The organism is Alteraurantiacibacter buctensis (assembly GCF_009827655.1).
GTDB classification, from domain to species: Bacteria; Pseudomonadota; Alphaproteobacteria; order Sphingomonadales; family Sphingomonadaceae; genus Alteraurantiacibacter; species Alteraurantiacibacter buctensis.
In genome coordinates, this window is record NZ_WTYV01000002.1 from 116,117 (window position 1) to 141,815 (window position 25,699).

The 25,699-nt window shown below is 66.7% G+C and carries 22 protein-coding genes; 8 read left to right on the forward strand and 14 right to left on the reverse strand.

All coding sequences use genetic code 11. The features are described 5' to 3' along the window. Nucleotides 1–53: 53 nt before the first annotated feature. Nucleotides 54–2,348 carry a sulfatase-like hydrolase/transferase gene (locus tag GRI99_RS05090; protein WP_160770971.1) on the reverse strand — a complete coding sequence of 765 codons (2,295 nt, stop codon included), beginning with the start codon at nt 2,346–2,348 and terminating at the stop codon, nt 54–56. 101 nt (nt 2,349–2,449) lie between these two features. Between GRI99_RS05090 and GRI99_RS05095 the strand changes: the two genes are divergently transcribed. Next, the gene (locus tag GRI99_RS05095) at nt 2,450–3,346 is read left to right on the forward strand and encodes a LysR family transcriptional regulator (RefSeq protein ID WP_160770972.1); all 897 of its coding nucleotides are present in this window, start codon (nt 2,450–2,452) and stop codon (nt 3,344–3,346) included. 38 nt (nt 3,347–3,384) lie between these two features. On the opposite strand, the gene GRI99_RS05100 is transcribed toward GRI99_RS05095, so the two are convergent. Then, nucleotides 3,385–3,696, reverse strand: a complete 312-nt coding sequence (locus tag GRI99_RS05100) for an ArsR/SmtB family transcription factor (protein WP_160770973.1) — start codon at nt 3,694–3,696, stop codon at nt 3,385–3,387. Nucleotides 3,697–3,832: 136 nt separating this feature from the next. On the opposite strand from GRI99_RS05100, the gene GRI99_RS05105 reads away from it, so the two are divergent. From GRI99_RS05105 to GRI99_RS05120, 4 genes are all read left to right on the forward strand, one after another. Continuing rightward, nucleotides 3,833–4,348, forward strand: a complete 516-nt coding sequence (locus GRI99_RS05105) for a CinA family protein (protein WP_160770974.1) — start codon at nt 3,833–3,835, stop codon at nt 4,346–4,348. Nucleotides 4,349–4,467: 119 nt separating this feature from the next. Beyond that, nucleotides 4,468–6,828 (forward strand): glycosyltransferase, encoded by a 2,361-nt coding sequence (locus tag GRI99_RS05110; protein WP_160770975.1) that lies wholly within the window; start codon nt 4,468–4,470, stop codon nt 6,826–6,828. Beyond that, entirely contained in the window at nt 6,773–8,089 is a 1,317-nt protein-coding gene (locus GRI99_RS05115) for a glycoside hydrolase family 130 protein (protein WP_160770976.1), read from the forward strand. The genes GRI99_RS05110 and GRI99_RS05115 overlap by 56 nt, the downstream gene beginning before the upstream one ends. A 60-nt stretch (nt 8,090–8,149) precedes the next feature. Beyond that, on the forward strand, nt 8,150–9,439 hold the full coding sequence (locus tag GRI99_RS05120) for an MFS transporter (protein WP_160770977.1): 1,290 nt from the start codon (nt 8,150–8,152) through the stop codon (nt 9,437–9,439). Here GRI99_RS05120 and GRI99_RS05125 read toward each other — a convergent pair. Next, entirely contained in the window at nt 9,436–11,076 is a 1,641-nt protein-coding gene (locus GRI99_RS05125; protein ID WP_237438156.1) for a GMC family oxidoreductase, read from the reverse strand. The genes GRI99_RS05120 and GRI99_RS05125 overlap by 4 nt on opposite strands. Before the next feature lie 19 nt (nt 11,077–11,095). On the opposite strand from GRI99_RS05125, the gene GRI99_RS05130 reads away from it, so the two are divergent. Both GRI99_RS05130 and GRI99_RS05135 read left to right on the forward strand, forming a co-directional pair. Beyond that, nucleotides 11,096–11,566: a DUF3237 family protein gene (locus tag GRI99_RS05130; protein ID WP_160770978.1), complete on the forward strand. Its 471-nt coding sequence runs from the start codon at nt 11,096–11,098 to the stop codon at nt 11,564–11,566. Then, nucleotides 11,566–12,075, forward strand: coding sequence for a nuclear transport factor 2 family protein (locus tag GRI99_RS05135; protein ID WP_160770979.1), 510 nt, complete (start codon nt 11,566–11,568; stop codon nt 12,073–12,075). The genes GRI99_RS05130 and GRI99_RS05135 overlap by 1 nt, the downstream gene beginning before the upstream one ends. A gap of 174 nt (nt 12,076–12,249) precedes the next feature. Here GRI99_RS05135 and GRI99_RS05140 read toward each other — a convergent pair whose 3' ends face one another. The 7 genes from GRI99_RS05140 to GRI99_RS05170 all read right to left on the reverse strand — a co-directional run bounded on the left by GRI99_RS05140 (nt 12,250) and on the right by GRI99_RS05170 (nt 19,363). Next, nucleotides 12,250–13,038 (reverse strand): SDR family oxidoreductase, encoded by a 789-nt coding sequence (locus GRI99_RS05140; RefSeq protein WP_160770980.1) that lies wholly within the window; start codon nt 13,036–13,038, stop codon nt 12,250–12,252. A gap of 60 nt (nt 13,039–13,098) precedes the next feature. Further along, nucleotides 13,099–14,289, reverse strand: a complete 1,191-nt coding sequence (locus GRI99_RS05145; protein ID WP_160770981.1) for a cytochrome P450 — start codon at nt 14,287–14,289, stop codon at nt 13,099–13,101. Between the two features lie 94 nt (nt 14,290–14,383). After that, nucleotides 14,384–14,701 (reverse strand): hypothetical protein, encoded by a 318-nt coding sequence (locus tag GRI99_RS05150; protein ID WP_160770982.1) that lies wholly within the window; start codon nt 14,699–14,701, stop codon nt 14,384–14,386. Nucleotides 14,702–14,723: 22 nt separating this feature from the next. Further along, entirely contained in the window at nt 14,724–16,043 is a 1,320-nt protein-coding gene (locus GRI99_RS05155) for a spinster family MFS transporter (RefSeq protein ID WP_160770983.1), read from the reverse strand. Further along, complete coding sequence (locus GRI99_RS05160; protein ID WP_160770984.1) at nt 16,040–17,092, reverse strand: amidohydrolase family protein; 1,053 nt, start codon at nt 17,090–17,092, stop codon at nt 16,040–16,042. Before GRI99_RS05160 ends, GRI99_RS05155 begins: the two co-directional genes overlap by 4 nt. After that, nucleotides 17,089–18,396 (reverse strand): fumarylacetoacetate hydrolase family protein, encoded by a 1,308-nt coding sequence (locus GRI99_RS05165; protein ID WP_160770985.1) that lies wholly within the window; start codon nt 18,394–18,396, stop codon nt 17,089–17,091. The genes GRI99_RS05160 and GRI99_RS05165 overlap by 4 nt, the downstream gene beginning before the upstream one ends. Then, on the reverse strand, nt 18,386–19,363 hold the full coding sequence (locus tag GRI99_RS05170) for an MBL fold metallo-hydrolase (RefSeq protein WP_160770986.1): 978 nt from the start codon (nt 19,361–19,363) through the stop codon (nt 18,386–18,388). The genes GRI99_RS05165 and GRI99_RS05170 overlap by 11 nt, the downstream gene beginning before the upstream one ends. A 110-nt stretch (nt 19,364–19,473) precedes the next feature. On the opposite strand from GRI99_RS05170, the gene GRI99_RS05175 reads away from it, so the two are divergent. After that, on the forward strand, nt 19,474–20,139 hold the full coding sequence (locus GRI99_RS05175; RefSeq protein WP_160770987.1) for a TetR/AcrR family transcriptional regulator: 666 nt from the start codon (nt 19,474–19,476) through the stop codon (nt 20,137–20,139). Between the two features lie 20 nt (nt 20,140–20,159). Here GRI99_RS05175 and GRI99_RS05180 read toward each other — a convergent pair whose 3' ends face one another. From GRI99_RS05180 to GRI99_RS05195, 4 genes are read right to left on the reverse strand one after another with little or no spacing between them, the layout of a single operon-like run. Beyond that, the gene (locus GRI99_RS05180) at nt 20,160–21,107 is read right to left on the reverse strand and encodes a fumarylacetoacetate hydrolase family protein (RefSeq protein ID WP_160770988.1); all 948 of its coding nucleotides are present in this window, start codon (nt 21,105–21,107) and stop codon (nt 20,160–20,162) included. Further along, nucleotides 21,107–22,225 (reverse strand): FAD-dependent oxidoreductase, encoded by a 1,119-nt coding sequence (locus GRI99_RS05185; protein WP_160770989.1) that lies wholly within the window; start codon nt 22,223–22,225, stop codon nt 21,107–21,109. The genes GRI99_RS05180 and GRI99_RS05185 overlap by 1 nt, the downstream gene beginning before the upstream one ends. Before the next feature lie 22 nt (nt 22,226–22,247). Beyond that, entirely contained in the window at nt 22,248–23,156 is a 909-nt protein-coding gene (locus GRI99_RS05190; RefSeq protein WP_160770990.1) for a VOC family protein, read from the reverse strand. Between the two features lie 26 nt (nt 23,157–23,182). Further along, nucleotides 23,183–25,639 carry a TonB-dependent receptor gene (locus tag GRI99_RS05195; protein WP_337192869.1) on the reverse strand — a complete coding sequence of 819 codons (2,457 nt, stop codon included), beginning with the start codon at nt 25,637–25,639 and terminating at the stop codon, nt 23,183–23,185. Nucleotides 25,640–25,699 lie beyond the last annotated feature (60 nt).

The following is a 25,699-nucleotide window of genomic DNA, read 5'->3' on the forward strand; positions in this document are numbered from 1 at the left end:
TCGTAGGCATCGTCCGTGGGGGGCAGACAATAGCTGCCGGATGGTCGGCCCTGCTAGTTGATAGTGATGGTAACGTTGGTGATGTCGCAGTCGCAGCGCATGGGGCCGGTGCGATCGTCGATCATCGGGCGGCCGATCAGGGCATTGCCGGCGAACACGCGGTAGAACCGGTCGTCGCTCGCAGCGGCAACTTCGGTCCCGTCGACCGACAGGGCCAGGCGCACGCCGCGCCCTTCCGGGCGGAATGCCACGGTGACAGTGTGCTCACCCGCAGCCAGCGGGGCCGGCGCGCGCACGGTCATCCGCTCCTGCGGGCGGCCGGTTGGGTTGTAGGTGAACACCGGCACGCCCTGTTCCAGCGCCAGACCATAGCCGGTAAAGCGCATGCCCATCACGAATACCGGCCCGCTGTCGGCAGCTGTGCTGGCGGTCAGCCGCGCTTCGGCGGTCCAGTTGGGAGTGACGTTGGGCCACGACGCAATCGGATAGCGCATCTCGCCCGGGTAATAGACATACGACCCTTGCGGGCTGAGCGCATGGGGCCGCCGGTTGGGGTTGAGCCGGGCCAGGTAGTCCGCCTGCAGCGGCAGCACGTTGTAACGCGCACCGGCGACATCGAATGCCGCCTGCAGTTCGGCCAGCTTTTCCGGGTTGCTGGCTGCCAGGTTGCGCGTCTGGCTGAAGTCCTCGTCGAGGTTGTAAAGTTCCCACGGCAGGGTCAGCGGGTTGTAGTCGTTGAGGCTCCAGGGCTGCCAGGTCACCGCCGTATTCGCCAGCCAGCCATCGCGGTAGAAAGCGCGGCTGCCCAGCATTTCATAATACTGCTCGGTCCGCACTTCGGGCGCGGCGGCGCTGGTGAAGGTGGCAGCCAGCGAGACTCCGTCAATCGGCTGCTGCTCCACGCCATCCACCACGGCGGGCGGAGTGATCCCCACGGCTTCATAGATCGTGGGCGCGATATCGATCACGTGGCTGTATTGCGGGCGGATCGCCCCGCGCTCGGTAATCCGCTGCGGCCAGAAGGCCACCAGCGCGTTGCGCGTGCCGCCCAGGTGGCTGGCAATGGCCTTGCCCCAGGGGAACGGCGTGTTCATGGCATAGGCCCAGCCGGCGGGATAGTTGCCGAAGGCGTCCTCGCTGCCCGCGCGGTTCAGGCCGACGGCCAGCTCTTCGTCGCTTTCCTCGATCTGGGCGAAGCTCTCGTAGGTGTTCAGCGTGCCGCCCAGTTCGTGCATGGCCGCGCCGTTATCGCCCTGGACATAGAGGATCAGGGTGTTGTCCAGCTCGCCGCTCTGCCGCAGCGCCTCGATCACGCGGCCGAACTGGAAATCCATGTAGGCCATGTGCGCAGCGGCCACTTCCATCAGGCGGGCGGAATTGCGCTGTTGCAGCGGGGTCAGGCTGTCCCACGCGGGAATGCCTGAAGGGCGCGGAGCGAGGGCGGCATCCTGCGGGATCAGTCCTTGCGCCTTCTGCCGGGCGAAGATTTCCTGCCGCATCACGTCATACCCGCGGTCGAACTGTCCGGCGAAGCGGTCGATCCATTCGCGCGGGACCTGTTGCGGCCCGTGCATGGCGCTGGGGGCGTAGTACATCAGGAAGGGCTGGTCGGGCTGCAGGCTGTTCTGCGCGTGCAGCCAGTCGACCATGCGGTCGGCCAGGTCGCGGTCCAGGTGATAGGTCTCGTCGGTGCGGTCACGCCGGATCGGATTGCGGTTTTCCACCAGTTCGGGGTTGAAGTGGTCGGTCGCCGGGCCGTTATAGCCGTAGAAATAGTCAAACCCCATGCCATTGGGCCAGTGATCGAACGGCCCCGTCGGCCCCAGTTCCCAGTCCGGCGTGTTGTGGTTCTTGCCGAAGAAGGCCGTGGCATAACCGTTCATCCGCAGCACGTCGGCAATGGTGGCGGCGCTTTCCGGAATGATCGAGGTATAGCCTGCCTCGTCCACCGCCACGTTGGCGATGGCGCCATAGCCCACGGCATGGTGATTGCGCCCGGTCAGCAGCGCGGCGCGCGTCGGGCTGCACATGGCGGTGACGTGGAAGCGGTTATAGGTGAGGCCGTTTTGGGCCAGATAGTCGAAGGTGGGCGTGGGGATCGGCCCGCCCAGGCTGGTCACGGCGGAAAAGCCCACATCATCGGTCAGCACCACCAACACGTTGGGTGCGCCTCGGGGAGCGCGGGCGGGGGTGGGGAAGTGGTTCCACTCGGCCGGCGCCTCCTGCGCCACGACCGGGCCCGCCAGGCACAGCCCGGCGGCCAGTGCCAGGCCGCCTGCTGCCCGCACCAGTGACCCGGCTGATGCCAGTGCGCGTGCACGGGCGCGGTTTGCGCGAAGGTTTGACACGGTTTCCTCTCCCCCGGAAATTTTTGCCCTCTTGGCCCCGGAGGCCATTGCAGAGCAACGCGTCGGGGGGTTATCGGTTATGTTGGAGAGGTTATCACTTCATGGCGTTCACCCTGCGGCAGATCGAGGTTTTCGTCGAAGCCGCACAAGACGAGAACTTTCGCAAGACGGCGGACCGGCTGAACATCAGCCAGCCGGCGATCAGCCGCCATATCCGCCTGCTGGAACAGCACGCCGGCGGCCGCCTGTTCGTTCGCGATCGCGGCTCGCACGCGCAGCTTTCCCCGTTGGGCGAGGCGATGCTGGTGGAAGCCCGCGCCGTGCTGCGGGCGGCGCAAAAGGTCAGCTTCGCTGCGGAAACGGACGGGATGGAAGTGACCGTGCGGATTGCGGCAGGCAACTATCTGCTCGATCGCTGGATCAGGCCCAACGTGCGCCGCTTGTTCGCGACCGAGGATGGCCTCAACCTTGAATTCGTCCAGGCCGCCCAGCACGAGGAACTGCTGCGTCTGGTTCGCGCCGGCGAGGCGGACTGCGCCTTCTACACCGGCGACCTGCTGGACCTGCCCGGACTGGAATTTACCGCCCTGCGCGAGACGTCGGTGGGCATTTATGCCGCGCCTGCGCTGGCCGCCAGGGTGCGGCAGGTGCCGGCGGACCTGGCGGGGCTGCCCTATGTCCTGTCCAACCGGGGGACGCCGTCAGAAGCCTGGCAACTGGCCACGCTGCGGGGCGCGGGGGTGGCTCCGGCGCGGATCGCGGCCCGATCGCAGTTCATGGAGGTGATCATCGATCATGTGGTCGAAGGGCAGGGCGCGAGCCTGATCTTCGATGAAGACGCGCGCCCCTATGTGGAAAAGGGGCAGATGGTGCGGCTGCCGGTGGATATTCCCACCGGCCAGCGCGTGCTGGTGACGCGCCGCGATCGCCAGCCGCACCCGCGCAAGGAACTGGTGATCCGGCGCATCGGCCGGATGCTGCAGGAAGGCCTGGCCTGACCCTGCTTCTCGCGGGGTCAGCGTTTGCGCCTGGGGTCCTATTGCGACTGGGCAGCGCAAAGCTCGCACAGCGTGTGGATCACGCCACGAACGATGGGATCCTTCAGGCTGTAGAAGCGCAGCTGGGCCTCACCCCGCACTCTGACCACGTCTTCCTCGCGCAGCAGGGCCAGATGCTGTGATACCGAGCTCTGCGACAGGCCGGAAAGTTCGACCAGCTCGTTCACGGAAACCTCGCCTTCGTCCATGCGGCACAGCATCAGCAGGCGCTCGGGGTGGCTCATCAGCTTGAGTCGCCCTGACATGATCGTGGCGTTCGTCTTCAGTTCGGAGCGGTCGGTCGGCTTCATGCGGCACTCTGGGTAAGCAGCACCCCGGCAGCTCGCAAGACCTGGTCGATCGCGTGGCCTGCCAACCTGGCCATGGGAACCTTGCGGGCAGGGCCGGCATTGCAAGCAGGATGAGACACCACGGAGCCTTCCTGCGATGACCGGCGATCTTGCCGCTCTGGAACGCGAACTGCTCGATCTGGGCGCACGCAGTCGGGCCTTGCTGGAAGCGGCCGCAACGCGCAACCTGGCCCTGGCGGCGGCGGAAAGCTGCACCGGCGGGCTGATTGCGGCAACGCTGACCGGCATCGAGGGGGTCAGCTCGTGTTTCCGGGGCGGCTTCGTCACCTATTGCAACGAGGCGAAGACGGCGATGCTGGGCATTCCCGCAGCCGATATCGAACGCTTCGGCGTGGTCAGCCCGCAAATCGCGGTGGCCATGGCCCGCCAGGCCCGTATCCTTGCGGGAGCCGACCTGGCAGTGGGTGTGACCGGCTTCACCGGAGATGCAGGCGAGGATAACGAGAACGGCCTGGTGCACATTGCCGTGGCCCATGGCGACGGCGATCTGGCCCGCGAATTGCATTTTGGCGATGTCGAAAGAAACGAAGGCCGCGCCCACGGCGCAGCCGCCGCGCTAGATCTGCTGCGCGAGGCAGTTGCGCGTTTCTGAGCAACCCCTGCTTCCGTTCGTCCCGTTTCGCCAACCATGCTGCACCTGCGCAGGAACCGTGCCGTGACCTGCGGCGTTGGGGTTTGTGAAGCAGGCTCCAGCTCTCAGGGAATCCGCACGTGAATTATCGCTCAGACCTGATCCTGTACGCAGACAACACCGATTTCGAATTCTCAGCCTTTCCGGGCCTTGCGGCCGACCTGGGCAATTCCCCGCGGGTCGCGCTGATCGGCACCTATCTGCCGCGTCGCTGCGGAATTGCGACCTTCACCGATGAGGTGGCTCGCAGCCTTGGTGCGCTGCCTTCACCGCCGCAGGTGGACATTTACGCCCTGACCGAGCCGGATTGCGCGCTGGAGTATGGGGCGATAGCCGGTCGCGTATCTCCGCATGACCGGGCCGCCGTGCGGAACTTGGCGGACCAGATCAACGCCAGCGGGGCGGATGCTGTCTGGATCCAGCACGAATTCGGCATCTTCGGCGGCCCCGATGGCGAAACGGTGGTCGATCTGGCCCAGGCTCTGGCTGCGCCGCTGCTCGTCACCTTCCACACGGTGCTACGCCAGCCGTCGGACAATCAGCGGCGCATCGTCAGGCAGCTCCTCGCCCGGGCCAGCCGGGTGATGGTGATGACGCGTTCGGGCCGCGAACTGCTGATTGCCGAATACGGCGCACGCCCGCAACAGGTGGTGGTGATCCCGCATGGCGCGCCGGACCGTCCTTTCATTCCCAGTCCCGCCAGCTTCGCTGACGGTAGCGCGGCCCCGCAATTGATGACCTTTGGGCTAATCGGCCCCGGCAAAGGGCTGGAAACCGCGATTGCCGCGCTGCCGGCAATCCGCGCCCGGTATCCCGATGTGCGCTACCGCATTGTCGGCATGACCCATCCCACCCTGCTCGCCCGCGAGGGCGAGACCTATCGCGAAAGCCTGATAGCCCAGGCGCGCGAGCTGGGAGTGGAAGATAACATCAATTGGGATAACCGCTTTCTGGAAACCGATGACCTGCTGGACCAGTTGCAGCAGTGTGACGTGTACCTGACGCCCTATCCCAACTTGCAGCAGTCCACGTCGGGCACATTGAGTTTTGCCGTGGCCCTGGGCAAGGCGGTAGTATCCACGCCTTACGAGCATGCGCGCGAGTTGCTGGGTGATGGCGCCGGCGTACTGGTGCCGCCGGGCGATGCCGCGGCGATGGCCAATGGCGTGCTGGCCCTCCTCGATGATCCCGAGTTCCGCCAGGGCGTGCGTCAGCTTGCCTACCAGCGCGGGCGCGAGACGCTGTGGTCGGTGTTTGGCCGCCGCTCGCTGGCGATGGTCAAAGAGGCCGTCTCACCCGCGCCATACCTGCCTGCCCGCCTGGAAGCCCCTGGCTCCCGCGCGCTGTGGACCTTGTGCGATGGTACGGGCATGTTGCAGCACGGTGTGCTGTCGGTTCCCGACCGCACCCACGGCTATTGCATCGATGACAATGCCCGCGCGCTGATTGCCATGCACGATGGAAAGCACCTGCCGATGGCCGAGCGCCGCCGGTGGAGCGTTACTTTTGCCAGTTTCATCCAGCACGCCTGGAACGATGGCGAGCAGGCTTTCCGCAACTTCATGTCCTATGACCGCAGCTGGTGCGAGGAGCGCGGGTCTGAGGACAGCTATGGCCGGACGCTATGGGCGCTTGGTGCCACGGCGGAACGGGCGCTGGACGATGACCTGCGGCTGTGGGGCCGCATGTGGTTCGATCGCGCTCTGCGCGGTTTTGCCGCCATCGATTCGCCGCGCGCGCTGGCGCTGGCGGCGCAGGGTGCGGCGAGCATTTTGCGGACCGATCCCCAGCATCGCGGCGCGCAGGGCCTGTTGGAGCGAACCGGCGACATGCTCACCAGCCTGCTTGCCGAATACCGGCGGCCTAGCTGGCCGTGGTTTGAGGCGGTGCTGGCCTATGACAACCCGCGCCTGCCGCTGGCGATGATCCTGGCTGGCGAATGCCTCGAACGGTCGGAGTGGACGCGGGCGGGCCTGGATACGCTTGGCTGGATCAGCCAGCGCCAGACTGGCGCCCAGGGGCAGTTCCGCCCGGTCGGCTCGGAAGGATTCGGTCAGCCGGGTGTGCAGCTTCCGTTCGACCAGCAGCCGCTGGAAGCCCAGGCGATGATCGAGGCGGCGGGTGCTGCCTGGAAGGTTACTCGCGATTGCGCCTGGCGCACCGTGGCTAACCGGGCCTGGCAGTGGTTCTTCGGCGTGAACGATCGCGGGGTGATGATCGCTGACCTGGCCAGCGGGCGCTGCCGCGATGGCGTGACCCCGCGCGGGGCAAATCTCAACTGCGGGGCGGAATCGGTGCTGGCCCTTCATGCGTCGTACAGCGCCATGGCCGCATTCGCCGGCAGCATTACGGATGGGGTCCGTGGACATAACCCGGGAGGACTTGATGACAGTGCAGCAAGCGGAATTGTCCACGGCGGAACAGGGCTTGCGGCTGCTTGATCTCCGGCTTCACGCCGATCCGTCAAAGGTAGTCCTGCGGCCGTTCCACCTTGGGTGGACATCCACCAATGCGCCTCACGAACGCTCGCACCGGCTGGTGGAGGCAATCATTGCCCTGCCCGAGAAGGGTGCGGCTTCCGAGTATCGCCGCGTGCTGCACGACTTCAAGGACCGGCACTGGCTGCTGGAAACGATGTTCGACCGCCGCTTTGCCGAAGTGGAGGAGATGCTGGATCTGGACGGGCAGAGCCTGTCGCGCTCGCGCCGACGGCTGATCGGGGCCTATTTCTGCCACGAATACACCTATGCCGCAGCCGCGATCATGAACCCCAGCATCGTGCCGCATCCCCACCAGAAGGACATTCCCAAGGGCGGCTGCCGCTTTGTCTTGAGCCTGCGCACGGTTGGCGAGGGGCACATCAGCACGATCGACTTTCGCGAGGGGATTGCTTTCGACGACGGGCGGCTGGAGCTGCTCCCCGACCCGCCGCTGACCATTGCGGCGGAAGTTCACGGCAACGTCGGCAATGGCGAGGAAGGCGTGATCGTGCGTCGCCACCCGCACGTTGGCCTGGCCAGCACGGTGATTTTCCCCGTGACAGAAGCCCAGCGCGGCGGCCTTGAAGACCTGCGGCTGACGCGACTGGAGGAGGAGGACGGGACCGAGGAATACGTCGGCACCTACACCGCCTACTCTGGCAGCTCGATCCGTTCCGAACTGTTGCGCACGCGCGATTTTCGCAAGTTCCGCATGCAGCCGGTGATCGGCAGCGCCGGACGCAACAAGGGCATGGCCCTGTTCCCCCGCCGCATTGGCGGCGAATACGTGATGGTGGGCCGGCAGGACGGCAAGAACCTCTACCTGATGTATTCGCGCGACCTTTGCCAGTGGCACGGCGATGGCGAACTGCTGATGGAGCCGAAGTATCCGTGGGAGCTGATCCAGATCGGCAACTGCGGCTCCCCCATCGAGACCGAGCACGGCTGGCTGATGCTGACCCACGGTGTGGGAGCTATGCGCAAGTACGCGCTGGGCTGTGTCTTGCTGGACAAGGACAATCCGGCGAAGATCATCGGCCGCACGTCCGAACCGATCCTGACCGCCGAGCATTCGGACCGGTCGGGCTATGTGCCGAACGTCGTCTATACCTGCGGCATGATGCGCGTGGGCGACCAGTTGCACATTCCCTATGGCATTTCCGACAGTTCGGTAGGTTTCGCCACGGCCAGCCTGACCGACCTTATCGCCACGATGGAATGACCGGTTGACCGCAGGCCCGGCGCCGCCCAATCGTTTGCCAAACGAGCGATAGGGAGCGGGATGGGACAGGATACGGACGGCGACCTGCCGCAGCGGGTTTGGGGCAAGCTGGTGCTGTGGCTGGTGGTGCCGATTGCGGTGATCACCTTCGTCAACTCGATCGACCGGGTGAACGTATCCTATGCCGGGGCGGCGATGTCGGCCGATCTGGGCCTGACCCCGCAGCAGTTCGGGCAGGGGGTCAGCATGTTCTTCCTGGCGTACCTGCTGTTCCAGTATCCGCACGTGAAGCTGCTGAAGGTGCTGGGCATCCGCGTATGGTTGCCCGCGTCGATGGCGGTGTGGGCGCTGTCCGGCTTCTGGATGGCCCATGTGCAAAGCGCTGCCGAGTTCTATGCTGCGCGTTTCCTGCTGGGCATGGCCGAGGCGGGCTTTGCGCCGGGCATGACCTGGCTGCTGACCCGCTGGGCTCCGCCGCAGTTGCGCGCGAGGGCGCTGTCGGGCGCGCTGGTGGCGGTGCCGCTGTCGATGGTGCTGGGCGGCCCGCTGTGCGGCTGGCTGCTGGGCATTCCCAACACGCTGGGGATGGAAGCCTGGCGCTACATGTTCCTGGTGATCGCCGTACCCAACGTGGTGCTGGCGGTGGTGGCGGCCTTCTATTTTGTCGATACTCCGGACAAGGCCCGCTGGCTGGCCCCGGACGAACGGGCGTGGCTGGCGGAGCAGTCGCGCGTGCCGGTTGGGGATGAGCGGCCCGCCGCCACCTTCCGCCAGATCGCTTCCGATCCATGGCTGTGGCGCTGCTGCCTGGGCTGGCTGCTGGTGATGACGGGCTCCTATGCCCTGGCCTTCTGGCTGCCGCAGGTGGTCCGTCAGCTCGATATCGGCGGCAGCGAATTCATGATCGGCACCTTGAGCGCCGTGCCCATGCTGGGGCTGGCGCTGGGGCTGGTGCTGAACGGCCGCCATTCCGACTGCAGTGGCGAACGCCTGCTGCATACCGGCGTCCCGGCTGCGCTGGCGGGTGTGGCCATGATGGCCGCCGCGCTGCTGCCGCCGGGTTGGGCCGTGCTGGGCCTGCTGACGCTGGCCGGCTTCTTCATCGGGGCAACGCAGGGCGTGTTCTGGTCGATCCCCAGTGCCATGCGCGTGGGCGGGCCCACGGTGCCGGTGGGGGCGATTGCCTTGATCAGCATGTTCGGCACGGCCGGCGGCATCGTCGGCCCGTTCCTGACCGGTGCGCTGGCCAACGATGGCGGCGGCTTTTCGCTCGCCATTGCCCTGCTGGCGGGCCTGCTGCTGCTGGCCTTCCCGGTGATCGCGCTGGGGGCGAAGCGCCGGGCGGCCTAGGCGCGGATCAGCTCTGCCGCCTTCTCCGCGATTACCACGGTGGGTGCATGGGTGTTGCCACGGATCAGCGCCGGCATGATCGAGGCATCGGCCACGCGCAGGCCCGCGACGCCGTGAACGCGCAGTTCGCTATCCACCACCTTGCCCATGGCGCAGGTGCCTGCCGGGTGACCCGCACTTATCAGGCTGGCGCGCAGCCAGGCATCTATCGCCGCATCGTCCTCGGCATCCGGCCCCGGGGCCAGCTCGAAGGCCGCCACCTTCTGCGCGGCCTGCGTGGCCAGGAAACGGCGGATGAAACGGAAGCCCGCGCGCAGCCGCTCACGGTCGCCCTCGGCGATCATGAAGTTGAACTGCACCCGCGCCAGGTCGCGCGGATCGGCGCTGGCCAGCGTTACCGTGCCCCGGCTTTCCGGGTTGAGCAGGATGGCCCCGCAGCTCAGCATGTCGGTCGGCCGCGGCCGCCATCCGGGGAACCAGGGCCTGGCATCGTAGCCGCTGTGGACGATCTGAAACTGGATATCGGGCCGGTCCTGCCCATCACCGGAGCGGACGAAGCCCTGCACCGACATCGGGCTCTGGCTGAGCTGGCCCTTGCCGGCCAGTTCCCACCGCAGGTAGTTGAGGACAAGCTGGTCCAGCCTGATCTGGCGGTTGAAATCCACCGCTACCGCCGCCTTCCAGATAGCCATGGCAATCGGGTGGTCCTGCAGGTTGCGGCCCACATCGGGCAGGTCCGCCGCCACGGCAATGCCCTGCGCCTGCAGGTCCGCCGCCGGGCCGATGCCGCTGAGCATCAGCAGTTGCGGACTGCCGAAGGCCCCGGCGGAGAGGATCACCTCGCGCCGCGCGCCGATCCGCAGCACTTCGCCGCCGCGTTCCACCTCCACGCCGGTGGCGCGGCCATCGGCCAGCAAGACCCGGCGCACGAGGCAACCGGACAGTACCGACAGGTTGCGCCGCCCCGCCACGGGATCGATGAAGGCGCGCACCGTGCTGGCGCGGCGGCCCTGGCGGATCGTGCAGTCGGGCATCCCGAAGCCTTCGGGCCGGGGCACGTTGAAATCCGGGCATTCGGGCAGGCCCAGTTCGCGCGCGGCGGCCAGGAAGGCCGGGGTCAGCGTTTCATCGGGCAGCATCGGGCTGACGGCCATCTCGCCATCCGCGCCGTGGATTCCGCTGGCCCCGCGCCAGTTCGCCTCGGTGCGGCGGAACAGGGGCAGCAGGTCGGCATAGGACCAGCCGGCATGGCCCATCGCCGCCCACGCGTCGTAATCCGCCGCCGCGCCACGGATGTACATGGTGCCGTTGACCGAGGAGCAGCCGCCCATCAGCCGCCCGCGCGGGATCGGCTGCTGGCGGCCGTCCAGGCCCGGATCGGGCTCGGCCATGAAGCCCCAGTCGAAGCGGGGGTCGCTCGATGCCTGCATCCAGGTCAGCGGGCTTTCCACCAGCAGGTGGCGGGTATCGCTGCCGGCTTCCACCAGCGCCACGCGGCATCCAGGATCGGCGCTCAGCCGGTTGGCCAGCACGCACCCGGCACTGCCCGCACCCACTACGATATAGTCGAACTCTTCCACTTCGCCCGCCGCTCCGTTACCGCTGGTGCAACGGCCTAGCGCATCGCGGGGCGACAACGGAAGAGGATTGCTGGCCTTGCAGATACCCGCGCTGGAACTGGCGTTCCACGTCAGGCTGGACTTCACCGAAGGGCCGCGCACCCGCTTCGTGCCCGCGCACAAGGGCTTTACCCGCGGCTTCGTGGGGCTTGCGGGCGGCGAGGTCAGCGGGCCGCGCCTGTCGGGGCGCGTCGTGCCCGGATCGGGCGGCGACTGGCCGCGCTTCTGGGACAGCGGACTGGTGGAGTTTGATGCGCACTACATGCTGGAAGCCGATGACGGCACGCCGATCTATATCCATAACCACGGCATTGCCTATTCAGCGCCCGACGTGTTCCAGCGCATCGAGGCGGGAGAGACCGTGCCGCCGGAAGACAACTACCTGCGCATCACGCCCCGCTTCGAAGCACCGGCAGGGCCGCATGAATGGCTGACGCGGACGATGTTCGTCGGCGTGGCGGAGCGGCGCGGTAACTCCACCTTCTTCGACTATTACCGGGTGATCTGATGCACGAATTGACTACGGCGGACCGGCTGGCGATCCACGAGCGGCTGGCCATGTGCGCCTGGGCGCTGGATACCGGGGAGCCGGAGGCTTTCGCAGGCTGCTTCTGCGTGGAAGGCGTGCTGGAATGGGATGCCTTCGAGGAGCCGCTGCGCTGGCAGGGCCGCGCCGCGCTGCACCACTTCGCCGCCTTCCTGCGCGACCTGCCGACCAGCGCCGGCCGCCAGCATCACATCACCAACACCGTGATCACCCCGGGCGAGGAGAAGGGGCAGGCCTTCGCCCGCTCCTATGTCAACGTGGCGCTGCGCCAGGGGGACGGGCCGCACCAGCTTTACGTGATGGGCTGGTACGAGGACACTTTTCAATACGAGGCGGGCAAGTGGCTGCTGGCCCGGCGGATCATCATGGACTGGTCCGGCCCGATCCTGAAGAACTTTGCCGGGCAAAGCGGCGAGCGGGTGGCCCGTCCAATGCCGCCGCCGCTGTGGCCGATCCGCTACGACAAGTAGGGCTGTCCTACAGGCGCGGCGGTCTGCCAGGCGGTTGGCATGACGCGCACCGCCAACCTGATACGCCCTGCTTGCCAAAGGTCACACCCAGGGGACGGTTTCCCGGTCATTAGGCGTGAAGTTCCAGGTACTTGCGCCAAAGGTCACAGCCGACAAAAACCGCGTTCCGTGTTCCTAGAACACCGAGTTGGTGGCCCCGCCGTCGATCACCAGGCTCTGCCCGGTGATGTAGTTGGCCTGGGCGGAGCAGAACATTGCCACCCAGTCGCCCACGTCGTCGCAGTCGCCGAACTTCTCGCTGGCGATGCGCCAGTCACGGCAGAACTGAGCCACTTCCTCATCATAGGTGATGCCCTTGGCGGCGGCCCGTTCGTTGAACTGCTTCTCCACGAAAGCGCTGTGGTGCATTCCGGGCAGCAGGGTGTTGATGATGACGCCGTGCCGGGCCTCCACCTTGCTGACCGCCACCGCATAGTTGGCCAGCGCCGCGCGGGTGGAACCGGAGAGGGCGCGGATCTCGCCCGGGTACTTGGCGGCCACGGTGGCGATGTTGACCACCCGGCCCCAGCCGCGTGCGGCCATGCCCGGCACCACGGCGCGCATGAAGGCGACGGGCGAGAGCAGCGAAATGTCGATCGCGCTGCGCCAGTCAGCCTCCTCGATCGCCTTGTAGTCGGGCGTCATCGGCGGGGGCGAGCAGGTGCCCACCAGGATGTCGGGCGCGGGGCAGGCGGCCAGGATCAGCTCGCGCCCGGCATCGGTGCTGTGGTCGGTGGCGATGGGGTGAACCGGAACGCCGGTCTCCTGCTCGATAGCGCGGCAGGCTTCGACCAGTCGCTCCTCGCCACGGGCGGAAACCCAGCATTCCACGCCCTCGCGCGCCAGCGACAACACGGCGCTGCGGCCCATGCCCGCGCTGCCACCGTTGACGATCGCCTTGCGCCCGCGAATTCCCAGATCCATGCCTTGCCTCTCCCGCCTGTGGTTGTGCAATCAACCCTAGGCGCGGGAGGGCGGGCTTGGCTAGCCGATAGCGAGCACCAGCCCCTGCGGGCTGCGGAAATTGGACGAAGGGATCCACTCGAAGCCCCTCTCCGCCACGCTGAACTCGGGCACTGCGGCCAGCAGCTCCTCGGTCGCCACCTTGCAGGCGAGCCGTGCCAGCGCCGAACCCAGGCAGGCATGGACCCCGCCGCCAAAGCCCAGGTGGCCCTTGGGCTTGCGGGCAATGTCATAGGTGTCGGGATCGGCAAACTTGCGGTGATCGCGGTTGGCCGAGCCATAGCACAGCATCACAAAGTCCCCCTCGCGCATGGTTTGCCCGTGCAGCGTATGGTCCTTCGCGAGGCAGCGGCGGAAGCGCTGGGCCGAGGTGTTGAAGCGCAAGGACTCCTCGATGGCATCGGGAATGCGCGTTGGATCAGCCACCAGCGCGCGGCGGGCATCAGGGTGCTGCGCCAGGTTGAGGCCCAGCATGGAGAGGAAGCCCGACAAGCTCTCGATCCCGGCCATGATCAGCGTGGTCACGGTCAACCGCACTTCCTCGTCGCGCAGTTTCTCGCCATCGATCTCGGCAGTGATGAAGTTTGAGAGCAGGTCCTCGCCCGGTGCCTTCTTGCGCTCCTGCACCAGGGCTTCCGCATAGTCCGCCATCCAGCGATAGGCGGCCAGCTGGGCATCGTTCTTGGTCCGCAGCACGGGATCGGTCTGGGTCATCAGCACCGCCTTGTCGCGCACTTCGTCGCGCCCTTCGGGCGGCAGGTTGAACAGGGTAAAGATCAGGTCCAGCGTCACCCTGCCGGAGAAGTCGGCCACATAGTCGAAGCTGTCGCGCCCCTGCAGCGCCGCCAGGTGCCCGCGCGCGGCCAGCCGCAGCGGCTCGATGGTGTGTTCCAGCGCGCTCTTCAGCATGGCCTTCTGGATCAGGCCGCGGAGGCGATCATGCCGGGGCGGATCGGTGGAGCCCAGCGTAGCCCCGGCACGGCCAGGCAGTTCGTCCACCAGGTTGCCCTTGGCGGAGGAATAGGTCCGCCAGTCCTGCAGTGCGGCCAGGATGTCGTCATAGCGCGACAGCACCCACATGCCCGCTTCCTCGCACCAGAACAGCGGATAGTCTTCGCGCAGGGTGCGGTAGGCGGGGAACGGGTCGGCATCGGTGGCCGGGGAATAGGGATCGAAGCGGAAGGCTTCGCGCACCAGGGTATCGGCGGTCATCAGGTCGTCCCCCTCGGGATTGGTCGATCCTGCCTAGGGGCGGGGCGGCAGTCGATCCTTGATCTGGAGCAAGCGCGGCTGGCACCAACCAGGATCAGGGGTGGGCCAGCTTGTCGAATTCGGCCTGGATCGCGGCCAGCACGGCATCGCTCAGCGCCACCGGCTCGTATTGCTGGATGCCCTTCAGCGTCTGGCTGCGGCCCATCGTCTGAAACATCTCGTTGGCATAGACGGTGGGGATCATCCGCTCGAGGATCGCCTTGGCAGCCGGATCATCCAGCAGGGTGCCGACCTGCGTGGTTTCGACCGAATTGTGCTGTGCCGGGGCGGGTGCCTCCTGCGCAGCGGCGGGCGCGGCCATCAGGCAAAGCGAAGTGGTGGCCAGTGCCACGGCAGCAAACAGGGTACGCATGTGAGAATTCCCCTCTCAGGTTTCAGTGCAAGGTAATGGGTGACGCGGGCATGCCGGCAGGCGCGGTCTTTGCGCGGCGCCACGCGTGAAGCAGGAAGCCTGTGGCCAGAAGCGGCATGACCAGCATCACCGCCATCGCCTGGCGCAGGCTTTCGGTGCCGGCGCGGTCGACCCACATGTCGCTCAAGGAGCTGACGATGAATGGCCCCAGCGAACCGCCGATCAGTCCGGCAGCGGCCAGAAGCATGGTGGACAGCATCGCCCTGTCACGCGGATCGGCGCGGCTGACGGCATAGCTGACGGTGGACGGCATCGAGGCGCTGATCGCCACGTTCATCAGGGCGGCGCAGGCCATCGCCACCAGCAGGGTAGGGGCGAAGATGAAAGCCGCCATGAACGGCAACGACAGCGGCGCGCTGACCAGCGGCACCAGCAGCGCAGCGGACGGCGTGCCGCGCCGGCGGACCAGCACATCGGCGATGATGCCGCCGGCAATGGTGCCCACGATCCCGCCGATGCCCACCGAAGGGCCGATCACCAGCCCCACCTGCGCCAACGGCACCCCGTGCGACCGCAGCAGGAAGGCCGGGCCCCAGGCAGCGAGCACCGAAGTCATCATGCTGGTGAGGCCAAATCCCACCATCAGCGCGGGCATGCCCGGCAGGCCAAGGACGCGGCGGCAGGCGGCCAGCATCCCGGCCAGGTAGCTCTCGCCTTTGGGAGCAGCGGTCTGCGCGTGGGTGCGCGCCGGTTCGCGGACGGTGAACAGCAGCGCCACCGCGACCATGCCGGCAAGACCGCAGGCGACGAACATCATCCGCCAGCCCAACATGGCTCCCAACACGCCCGCCACCACGGTGCCACCGACGATGCCGACAAAGGTGCTGGACTGGAATGCCGCCACGGCCCGCCCGCGCGCCTGCACGCGGAACAGGTCCGGTATCAGGGACATGGCGGCGGGGAAGGCGGTTGCCTCGCCAATGCCCACGGCAATGCGCGCGGCGGCCAGCGACCAGAACCCTTCGGCATAGCCTTGCGCCGCCGTTGCCAGCGACCAGGCGAAGACGCCAATTGCCAGGATCCGCACGCGGTTGCCCCGGTCGATTGCGCGGGCCAGCAGCAGGCCGGCCACCAGGTTGAACAGCACGAAGAACAGGCCGCTCAGCAGTGACATCTGCGTGTCGCTGAGCAGCAGGTCCTCACGGATCGGGTCGACCACCACGCCGAACAGCATCCGGTCGGCCTGGTTGAACACGTTGGCTACAAACAGGACGAACAGCGCCCAGGCCGAAGCGGGCGGAGTCCGTTCGCCTGCCTCGGCTGCGGGCGCTGGCTGGGTCATACTCGCGTCAGGCCCAGCAGCGCGGCGGCGTTCCCGCCCAGGATCTTGGCCTTGGTTTGCTCGTCCAGTCGTTCGTGGAAGCCCACGGGATCGGGTTCGGACATGTCGAACGGATAGTCGGTGCCCAGGCACAGCTTGTCCGCCCCGTGGGTGCGCACCAGGCTGTCGAGCTGGTCCTTGTCGAACACCAGCGTATCAAGCCACAACTTGCGCAGATAGCTGCTGGGTTCGTGCCGGCAATGCTCCGAACAGTCGGCCCGCGCGCGCCAGCCGTGGTCCATGCGGCCCCAGTAGCCGGGGATGTAGCCGCCGCCGTGGGCGACGCACAACTTGAGGCCGGGATAGGCATCCAGCACCCCGCCGAAGATCAGGTGGCCCACGGCCAGCGTGGATTCCAGCGGATTGCCGATCAGGTTGTTGAAGTAATACTCGCTCATGCGGTTGGCATGGGTGAAGCCCAGCGGGTGCAGGAAGATCAGCACGCCCAGTTCCTCCGCCGCTGCCCAGAAGGGGCGGAATTCGGGGGCGTGCAGGTCCTTGCCGTTCACATTGCTGCTGATCTCGATGCCCCGCAGGTCAAGCTCCTGCACGCAACGGGTCATTTCCTCGATGGCCAGGCGCGGATCCTGCAGGGGCACCGTGCCCATGCCCACGAAGCGGTCCGGGTGCTGGGCCACGGCGGCGGCCATGCCATCGTTCACCGCCTGCGCGGCGGCGCGGCCGGTCTCCGGGTCGGTGAAGTAGAAGTACTGGCCGGGGCTGGGCGAGAGGGCCTGCACGTCGATCCCCAGCCGGTCCATATCTTCAAGCCGGGTGTCGATGGTGTTCAGCGTGCGGCCGATCTGGGCAAACTGCGCGCGGTTCACTTCGGCCGTCTTGGCGCTGGTGAAATCGTTGATCCCCGGCGGCGGCCCGGGATAGGCGGCCTGCACGATGGCATCGGCGGCAGGGATGCCCAGGTGGCAGTGGATGTCCACCACCAGGTGCTGGCCGCGCGCGGAGACCGGGATGGGCTGGCGGGCGCTGCAGGTAAAGACTTGTCCGGTCATGCGTAAACCTTTGCTGGATGGATTGTGCCGCTGCATTCGCCAAAGCCGATGGAAACGAAGCCATCGGCCAGGGCGCGGCCCTTGATAGCCAGGGTGTCGCCGTCTTCCAGCATTACCCGCGTGGTGCCGTCTGGCAGGGTGATGGGCGATTTGCCAAGTTCGGTCAGTTCCACCAGGCAGGCCCGCGCCTCGTCCGCTGCGCCCGATACGGTGCCGGTGGCGATCAGGTCGGCGTTTTCCAGCGGCGCGCCGCCACTGGCCTGGTGGGTGACCATTTGGGCAAGGGTCCAGAACAGTTCGGCCACATTGGTGCGGACGATCTGGTGGGGGCCGGATCCGATATCGAGGTGCGCCGTTAGCTCGATGTTGAGGCCGCCGTGGGCGCGATCGAACGGGGTATTGAAATAGGGCAGCAGCGCGGGCTCGTCCCCCGTCCGGCCACGGCCGGGCACGCGGAACGGGGCCAGCGCCTCCATCGTCACGATCCACGGGCTGATTGTGGTCAGGAAGCTCTTGCCTAGGTGCGGACCCAGGATCATCTCGTAGAACTGGATGCCGCGCGCCGACCAGTCGTTGACCAGGCAGCAGCCGAACAGCAGGTCTTCCGCCTGCTCCAGCGTGATATGGTCGCCCAGCGCATTGCCCAGGCCGCGGTTGGGCCCGCGTAGCCAGGCGCCGAATTCCACCTCGAAATCGAGCATCGGTTCGGGCGCGAGCACAGCGGCGCTCTCCCCGCGCGGCACCACCTGGCCCATCGGGCGCACCACCGGCGTGCCGCTGACGGCGACCGAACTGGCGCGACCGTTGTAGGCTACCGGCAGGGTGGCCCAGGCCGGATTGGGCGCGCGGCCCCCATTGCGAGCCATGCGCAAAATATGATCGGCGCTAGTGCAGAAATCGGTGAAGGCAGCGGGCTTGGTCGGCATGACCATGGCTGCCGAGTCGGCAGGAAGCAGCGCCGCCCCGGCAGCCGCCTGCGCGCCGGAATCCTGCCGATAGAGATCGGACAGGGCAGCGCGCAGCTGCGACACCTTGGCCGGATCGGCCATGAACAGGTCGGCGAGGGTAGGCTGGCTGGCAATTGCCGCCACTTCAGCCGCAGCCCCGTTCAGCAGGCCTGCCGCCAGCAGCGCCTTGAGATCGATGATCTGGTCCCCCAGTGCCACGCCGCCACGCGCACCCTTGCCGTCATCGAACACGCCGAAGGGCAGGTTCTGGATCGGGAAATCGGTATCGGCCACATTGGCGCTGGCCACGAAGCTGCGGCGCGTCGGATCGTGCGTGGCATTCAGCTCAATGGACATGGTTGCAGCCTCCCGCGCATTCCTTGCGGTAGTGCAGCATCTCGCCGAACAGGACAGGCGGGCTGGCGTTTTCCAGTTCCGGGTCCCATTCCTTGTACAGCGAATAGACGTTGACCACCACGCGCTCCGGATCGGTCCAGTGGGCATATTCGGTGAGGGGAATATCCCGCGCCGCCTCGCGCCACGGCATCCCGGCGTCGAAGCGGCCGCGCGCCTGCGCAGTCAGGTGCTCGAAATAGCCGCGCAGGTTGCGCACACCCGCCACGTCGCAGATCGGGCCGTGGCCGGGGACGACCACATCGGGCTGCAGGTCCTCGATATAGCGGCAGGCGGCGATCCAGCGGCTCATCGGGCCGGCCCACACCACCGGGTGGCCTTCGTTGAACAGCAGGTCACCGGTAAAGACCACCTTGTCTTCCGGCACCCAGGCGATGGTATCCGACAGGGTATGCGCCGGGCCCAGGTCGATCAGTTCCACCGTCTTGTCGCCCACGGCCAGGGTCAGCTTGTCGTCAAATGTGCGGGTAGGCAGGGCCAGCTCGTCCACGCCGCTGAAATCGAACTGGCGGCCCATCGTCTCGAACAGAAATTCGCCGGCATCGCCGCGCGTCTGCCAGGTGGAGGACAGCTCGGCCAGGGCGCGCGGGTTGAAGTGGCTCATCTCCTCGGTCATCGTGCGGGTGCCGATGATTTCGGCCCCTTCCACCACGCCGTTGCCGAAAAAGTGATCGGGATTGGCGTGGGTGTTGACCAGCAGATCCACCTTGTCGCCCCCCGGCACTTTCGCAAACTCTGCCAGCATGTCGTGGGTCAGCGGCACGCTCATCAGCGTGTCGATCAGCAGGGTCTGCCCGCGGCTGGTGACGAGGCCGGCGTTGGACCAGCCCCAGGTGCCGTCCGGCTGGACATAGCCATACAGGCCATTGCCAATATCATGCACCCCGTGGCGAAACGGCCAGTTGCTCAACGATCCTCTCCTTTGAAGGGGGAGCCTATCCCCGAAATTCCGGTGCGCAAGAATATATTTGTGGCAGGGCCCGCTTGTGCTTGGCGCGGGGTTGCGCCAGCAATGTGCGCATGGGGAAGCCGGGGAAAACCGAGAAGCGCAGCAAGGGGCGGCCCGTCGCGGCCAGCGCGGGCGTGGGGCGCGACGCGCTGATCAAGGCCGCGCGCGAACTGCTGCAGGAACTGCCTCCAGAACAGGTCACGGCCACGGCCATTGCCCGGCGCGCGGGCGGCGATCCGGCATTGGTGCGCTATTACTTTGGCAATCGCACCAACTTGCTGCTGGAGGTTGCGCAGGCAATCGGCAGCGAGACGCATACCGAGCCGCCGGCAAGCGGCCACCCGCCCGATCTGCTGGCCGACTTCATCCATGCCACCTTCCGCTTCACCCGTTCGGCCCGCAACATGCAGCGGCTGATGCTGAACGAGCTGGATAGCGCCAGTTCGGGCGAGGTGCGCGAAAGCGTGCGCCAATGGAACCGGGTGCCGGTGGATCACTATGCGGCGATCAAGGCGCTGGACGATGGCGGCGAGGGGGCAGGAGACCTGATCGACTTCGATCCGCTGTTCTTGCACCTGGCAGTGGTGGGCATCAGCGACTTCTTCATCACCGGCGGCCCACTGGTGAAGCTGCTGACGCCCGAAGGCACCGACATGGACGACCTGGCCCAGCGCTACGAGGAATTCGTCAAAAGGCTGCTGCTGGACGGTCTCCGCAAGCGCCCCTCCGGCGACTGACCGGCACGCGCGCACGCGGATCAGCCCTCGGCGACGCAGGTATTGCGCTGGGTTCCAAGACCCGTGATCGACCCTTCCATCACATCGCCATCCTGCAGGAACACGCCGAAAGCGGCCCCGTTGCCATAAGGCGATCCGGTGCAGATCACGTCCCCTGGCAGGAGGACAACGATGCTGGACAGGAACTCGATCTGCCGCTCGATGCTGGTCATCATGTCGGCAGTGCTCTCGTCCTGGTAGACCTTGCCGTTGACCGACAGGCGGATGGTCAGGTCATAGGGGTCGGCCACCTGGCTGCGAGGCACGATCAGCGGGCCAAAAGGCAGAAAGGTCGGGAAGCTCTTGCCCGCCAGCCAGTCCGCCCCGATGGCCGATCCGTCACGCCGGAAGATCAGCTCGCGCGCGGTCACGTCGTTGACCACGGCAAAGCCGGCCACGTGGTCCATCGCCTCGGCGGCAGACACGCGGTGGGTGCGCTTGCCGATCACCACGCCCAGTTCCAGTTCCCAGTCGGGCTTCTGCACATTCTTCGGCAGCACCACGTCATCCTGCGGGCCCACCGCGCTGCTGGGCAGCTTGATGAAGCAGAACGGCGGCAGGGCGGCGCGCTGGTCCATCATCGCCTCGGCCTTGGCGCGGCGTTCCTCCTCGGTCTGCTCCTCGTGTTCGGCCGTGCGCATCGAGCCATCGCCCATGATCAGGCCGACCACGTGCTTCTTGTAATTGGCCCCGGTGCAGAACACCTGGCCGGGGCGATAGGGCATGTCCACGCGGGCGCTGGCAAAGTCCTGCGCGGCGGCAAAGGCAGCCTCGTCGGCAGCCCAGGCGGCCAGTTGCGGCTCGACTGCCGCCCAATCCTCCAGCAGGGCGAGGACGGAGCGCCCCTCTCCCCAGTGGCTTAGCGGCACGAAGCGATCATCGCGCACCAGCACGGCAGCGCCACCGACGGTGGCCAGGGCATGGGTCATCAATAGGGTTCCTTCAGCTTGGCCATCGTCCCGCCCAGCATGGCATTGGCATCGCGCTGGTCGCCGCCGCTCATCTCGATCTCGCCGATGCGGACTGAATTCTCGACGATCAGGCGCACCCGGTCATACCGGCGGTCGGCGAAGGCGGTGAGGGCGGCATCGAGGTTATCGGTCTTCGCCAGTTCTTCGGCCAGCACCAGCCCGTCCTCAACTGCGGCTCCTGCGCCGCTGGCCATGTGCGGGGTGGTGGCATGGGCGGCATCGCCGATCACCACCACGCGCCCCTGATGCCAGGGCTTGGGCAGCAACTGCCATTCCAGCGGGCGATAGTTGACCAGCGAATCCGGCCCCAGGTTGGCGCGGATCGTCGCCACGTCACCGCCGAAGGGAGCCAGCAGCTCTGCCACGTGGGGAAGCATCTCCTCCTCGGGAAACCACGGGTTGCCCGGCACGTGTTCCAGGATGAAGGCGTAGAGCTTGTCCTGCGAAATGGGATTGAGGCCCAGCTTTACCGGACCGCCCACCCAGATTTCCGCCCGGTCAACCGTGGCAGGACGATCCGCCACGATGCGCCAGCAGCCCTGGCCGGTGAATTTCGGCGCGGCGGCTTCGGGGAACAGCAGCTTGCGGGTTTCCGAGAAGATCCCGTCTGCCGCCACCACCAGGTCAACGGTGCGGCGGGTGCCGTCGGACAGGGTAACGGTCACGCCGTCAGGCGCCTCGGCATAGCCGGTGGGGGACACGCCCAGAGTGATCGTGGCATCGGTGGAGCGCACCAGCCGCTGCATGATCGCGTGCAGGGCCGGGCGCATGATGCCGCCGCTGCTGTCGATCGGGGCCGGCTCGCCCGGCGGAGGCGGGGTTTCCATCACGATGCTGCCATCGGGGGCGCGCAGCCGCATCCCGCTCGCGACGAAGCCTTCGCGCTTCACCTCGTCCAGGATGCCCAGAGCGTCGAACGCCCGCAATGACATGCCGGTTACGCTGATACCCGCGCCATAGGCCCGCCATTGCGGATCGACGTCGATCAGTTCCACCGCCACGCCGAGCCGGGCGAGCGAGGCCGCCGCGCTCATCCCGCCCACGCCGCCGCCGACGACCAGTGCCTTGCCAATCATGTTACGTCCCCCCTCAGCCGGCTCAGGCCGGAACCTGCCACAGGCCCTTGTCGGGCTGCATTTCTGCGTGCGGCACGGTGCCGGTGATGATCCGCCCGGTGCCCCACTGGTCGATGGTCTGCGGACCCGGCTCGTAATGTGTCACCTGCCAGGTGTCCTCGTCCACCTCTTCCAGGTCACTGGTGTATTCCACCGCGTTGCCGTTGGGGGTGATGAAATAGCTGAAGGTGTTGTTTCCCGCCGTGTGGCGGCCGGGCCCCCAGCTCAGCTTGATGCCGCTCTCGTGCATGCGGGCGAGGCCGCGCATCAGCTCGTCCACCGAGGTCACGTCGAAAGCGATGTGGTTCAGTGCCGGCGGCCCGGGCAGGATCGCCACCCGGTGGTGCGCCGGGTTGCAGCGCAGGAACACCATGAACTTGCCGATCCAGTCGGACAGGCGGAAGCCCAGCGCGTCTTGGTAGAAGGCAGTCAGCGCCTCGTGATTGGGCGAGTGGAATACCACGTGGCTGATGCCTTCGGGGATCGCCTCGCCCTTGGCCAGCTTGCGCGCGGTACGCCGCGCGGTGCTGTAGGCCACTTCCATCGCCCGCCCGTCGGGATTGAAGAAGCGGAAGCCGAAGCCGCCGGCGGGGCCCGGCACTGGCCCGGGCTCGCTGATGATCTTGCCTCCGGCAGCCTGCACCTGCGCGAAGATGGCCCGCACGTCATCCTCCGAGGCTGCCGAGAAGCCGACCAGGTCGGTCTTCCGCTCGGCATCCTCGCGCAGGACGATCACGTAGGGGTGTTCCCGGCCCTCTGCCGCAAAGTAGACCTTGCCGTCCTCCTCGGCCACCTCGGTCAGGCCCCAGGTCTGGCCAAAGAAGGTCCGCTCGGCCGCAAGATCGGGCACGGCAAGGGCAACGTATTGCAGGTCGGTAACACTAACCATCATTCACTCCGGTTTGGAAAAGCGGGTCGTCAGAAGCTGCCACCCAGCCGCACGCCGATCGTCTGCGGCTGTTCGGCGTTGGCCACGATCAGCCCGGTCGAGGTTGCGGTGCCCCCGATCAGGCGGCGGCTGTTCTCGATGTTGTTGACGTAGAAGGTGAGGAACATCGTCTCGTCGTGGTCGGCAAAGGTGATCGAGGCATAGCTGACGAAGTTGGGCCGCGCCTGCAGGTAGGGCAGGTAATCGGCCGACGAATAGCTCGCCCCGCGATAGCGCGTGCCGGCGTTCAGATGCATGTCGAACGGCCCCACGTTCACCACCTGGCGCGCATCGAGGTTCAAGGACCACTTGGGCGAGTTGAACGCCTGGTTGCCCGAACAGTCGATGGCAAACACGTTCAGCGTGGCGCCGCCGGGCGTGGTCTGCGTGGTGGGGGTGTAGGGGCAGCTGGTGTTGGGCGGCAGGCCCTGGTTGGGCGCGAAGTAGACGAAGCTGTCATAGCTGGTGTCGAGATACTGCACGTTGGCCGAAAGCGTGGTGGTTTCCGTCGGCAGCACCTGCACGTCCAGGTCCAGGCCCTTGATCGTGCTGTCACCGATGTTGCGGGTGAGGAACACGGTGGAGGGCGGGTTGCCCAGGTCAAACCCGAACTGGCTGAACTGCTGGTCGCGGTAATCCCACCAGAAGGCTTCCAGGTTCACCTGCAGGCGGTTGTCGAGGAACCGGTTCTTGGTGCCCAGCGTCCAGGCGCGGATCTGTTCCGGCAGATAGGATTCCACGCCGCGCGCAAACGAGAAGCCGCCCGCGTGGTAGCCGGTTTCCATGCTGGCATAGATCATGTTGCGCGGGGTGAAATCGTACTGCGCGGCCAGGCGATAGGTCACCTTGTCGTTCGACAGGGTGGCATTGATCGGGATGCGCGAGTTGAGCACGAAGGGTGCGGTCTGCGATCCGCCGGCAATCGGCGGCAGGGCAAACAGCGGCACGTTGACCACCGGCACACCGGCATTGGCGTAGAAGGTGCGCAGCGCCGCCGCGCTCGACACCAGCGGGGTAAAGGGCAGGGTGGGGCAGAAATCCTGCTGCGGGGCCGGGTTGCCGCAGAACAGGATGTATACGTCCGACAGGCCGTCGAACCGCTTCTTGTCATCGGTGTAGCGGGCGGCGGCGGTCAGGCTGAGGTTCTCCACCGGGCGCACGGTGACCATGCCGAAGCCGGCCCAACTGGTGGTGCCGGTCTCGAAGTTCTGGAACGGGGTCAGCGTGTTCTGGTTATACCGCGCGGTGGCGCTGATATCCTCGTCGAAGTAGATGCCGCCCAGCAGGTAGCTGACGTTATCCCCCAGGTCGCCATTCCAGCGCGCTTCCACGCTGAACTGCTGGTCTTCCTCGGTGCTGGCGCCTTCGCGGAACACGGCGTTGAACACGTAGTCTAGGCTCGCCTCGCGATAGGCCGGCTGCACGGTCAGCGTGCCGGCATCGGTGGAATAGACGATCTCTGCCGTGACGCCCCAGAACTCGTTGTCGTTATAAGGCTGGCCATCGATCACCACGCCGGTGCGGCCCGCGTTGGTCACGAAGCGCTGCGCCACGTAGGCGGCGGAGCGGGGATCGAGCAGCCCCTGGTCGGGCGAGAAGCCCGAAGGGGTGAAGTCATAGCGCTGGAAGCCGGTCTGGCCGAACACCGGATCGACCTTCCCCAGATAGAAGCCCGAGGGGCTGGAGCCGCCCTGGCTGGAATAGTCCGCCGCCACGCGCACGGTCAGGTCGGTGCCCGGATCGTACAGGAACTGTACGCGCCCCGCATATTCGCGCTGCTCGCCGGTGCCATCTGTCATGAAGCCGTCGCGGCGCGAAACCGAGCCGGAGGCGCGCATGGCCAGCGTCTCACCCAGCGGCACGTTGACCGCGGCCTGGCCGGTCAGCCAGTCGTAATTGCCATAGCCGAGCATGAAGTCGACCGACTGCTCGCCGATCTCGGGGCGGTTGGGGATCACGTTGATCGCGCCGGCCGTGGCGTTGCGGCCGTAGAGGGTGCCCTGCGGGCCCTTCAGCACTTCCACCCGCTGCAGATCGTAGAACACGCCTGAGGTGGACGAGGGGCGGCCCACATAGACCCCGTCATAGTTGAACGAGATGGCGGGGTCGGAATAGGCGTTGGACGAGTTGTTGCCCACGCCGCGCACGAAGAAGCTGGTGGTGCCGCCCGCGCCGCCAACTGCCGCCAGCGAGGGGGCGATGCGCGACAGGTCTTCCGCACGGATCACCTGCTGGGTGGTCAGCTCCTCCGGCTGGATCACGTCGATCGCCAGCGGGGTGCGCTGGCTGACCGTGGCGGTGCGCTGGGCGGTGACGATGATATCGCCGATGCCTTCCTGCTCCGCAGCCGCTTCATCGTTGGCAGTGTCTTGTGCCAGGGCCGGAGTGGCCGCCAGGGCCAGAGCCAGGGCCGCGCAGGACGCAGCAGTATTCAGGTGTGCACGCACGTTCCATCTCCCATCGGTTCTGTTATATTCCGATGGTTAGGAATTTTTATTCCGGCACTC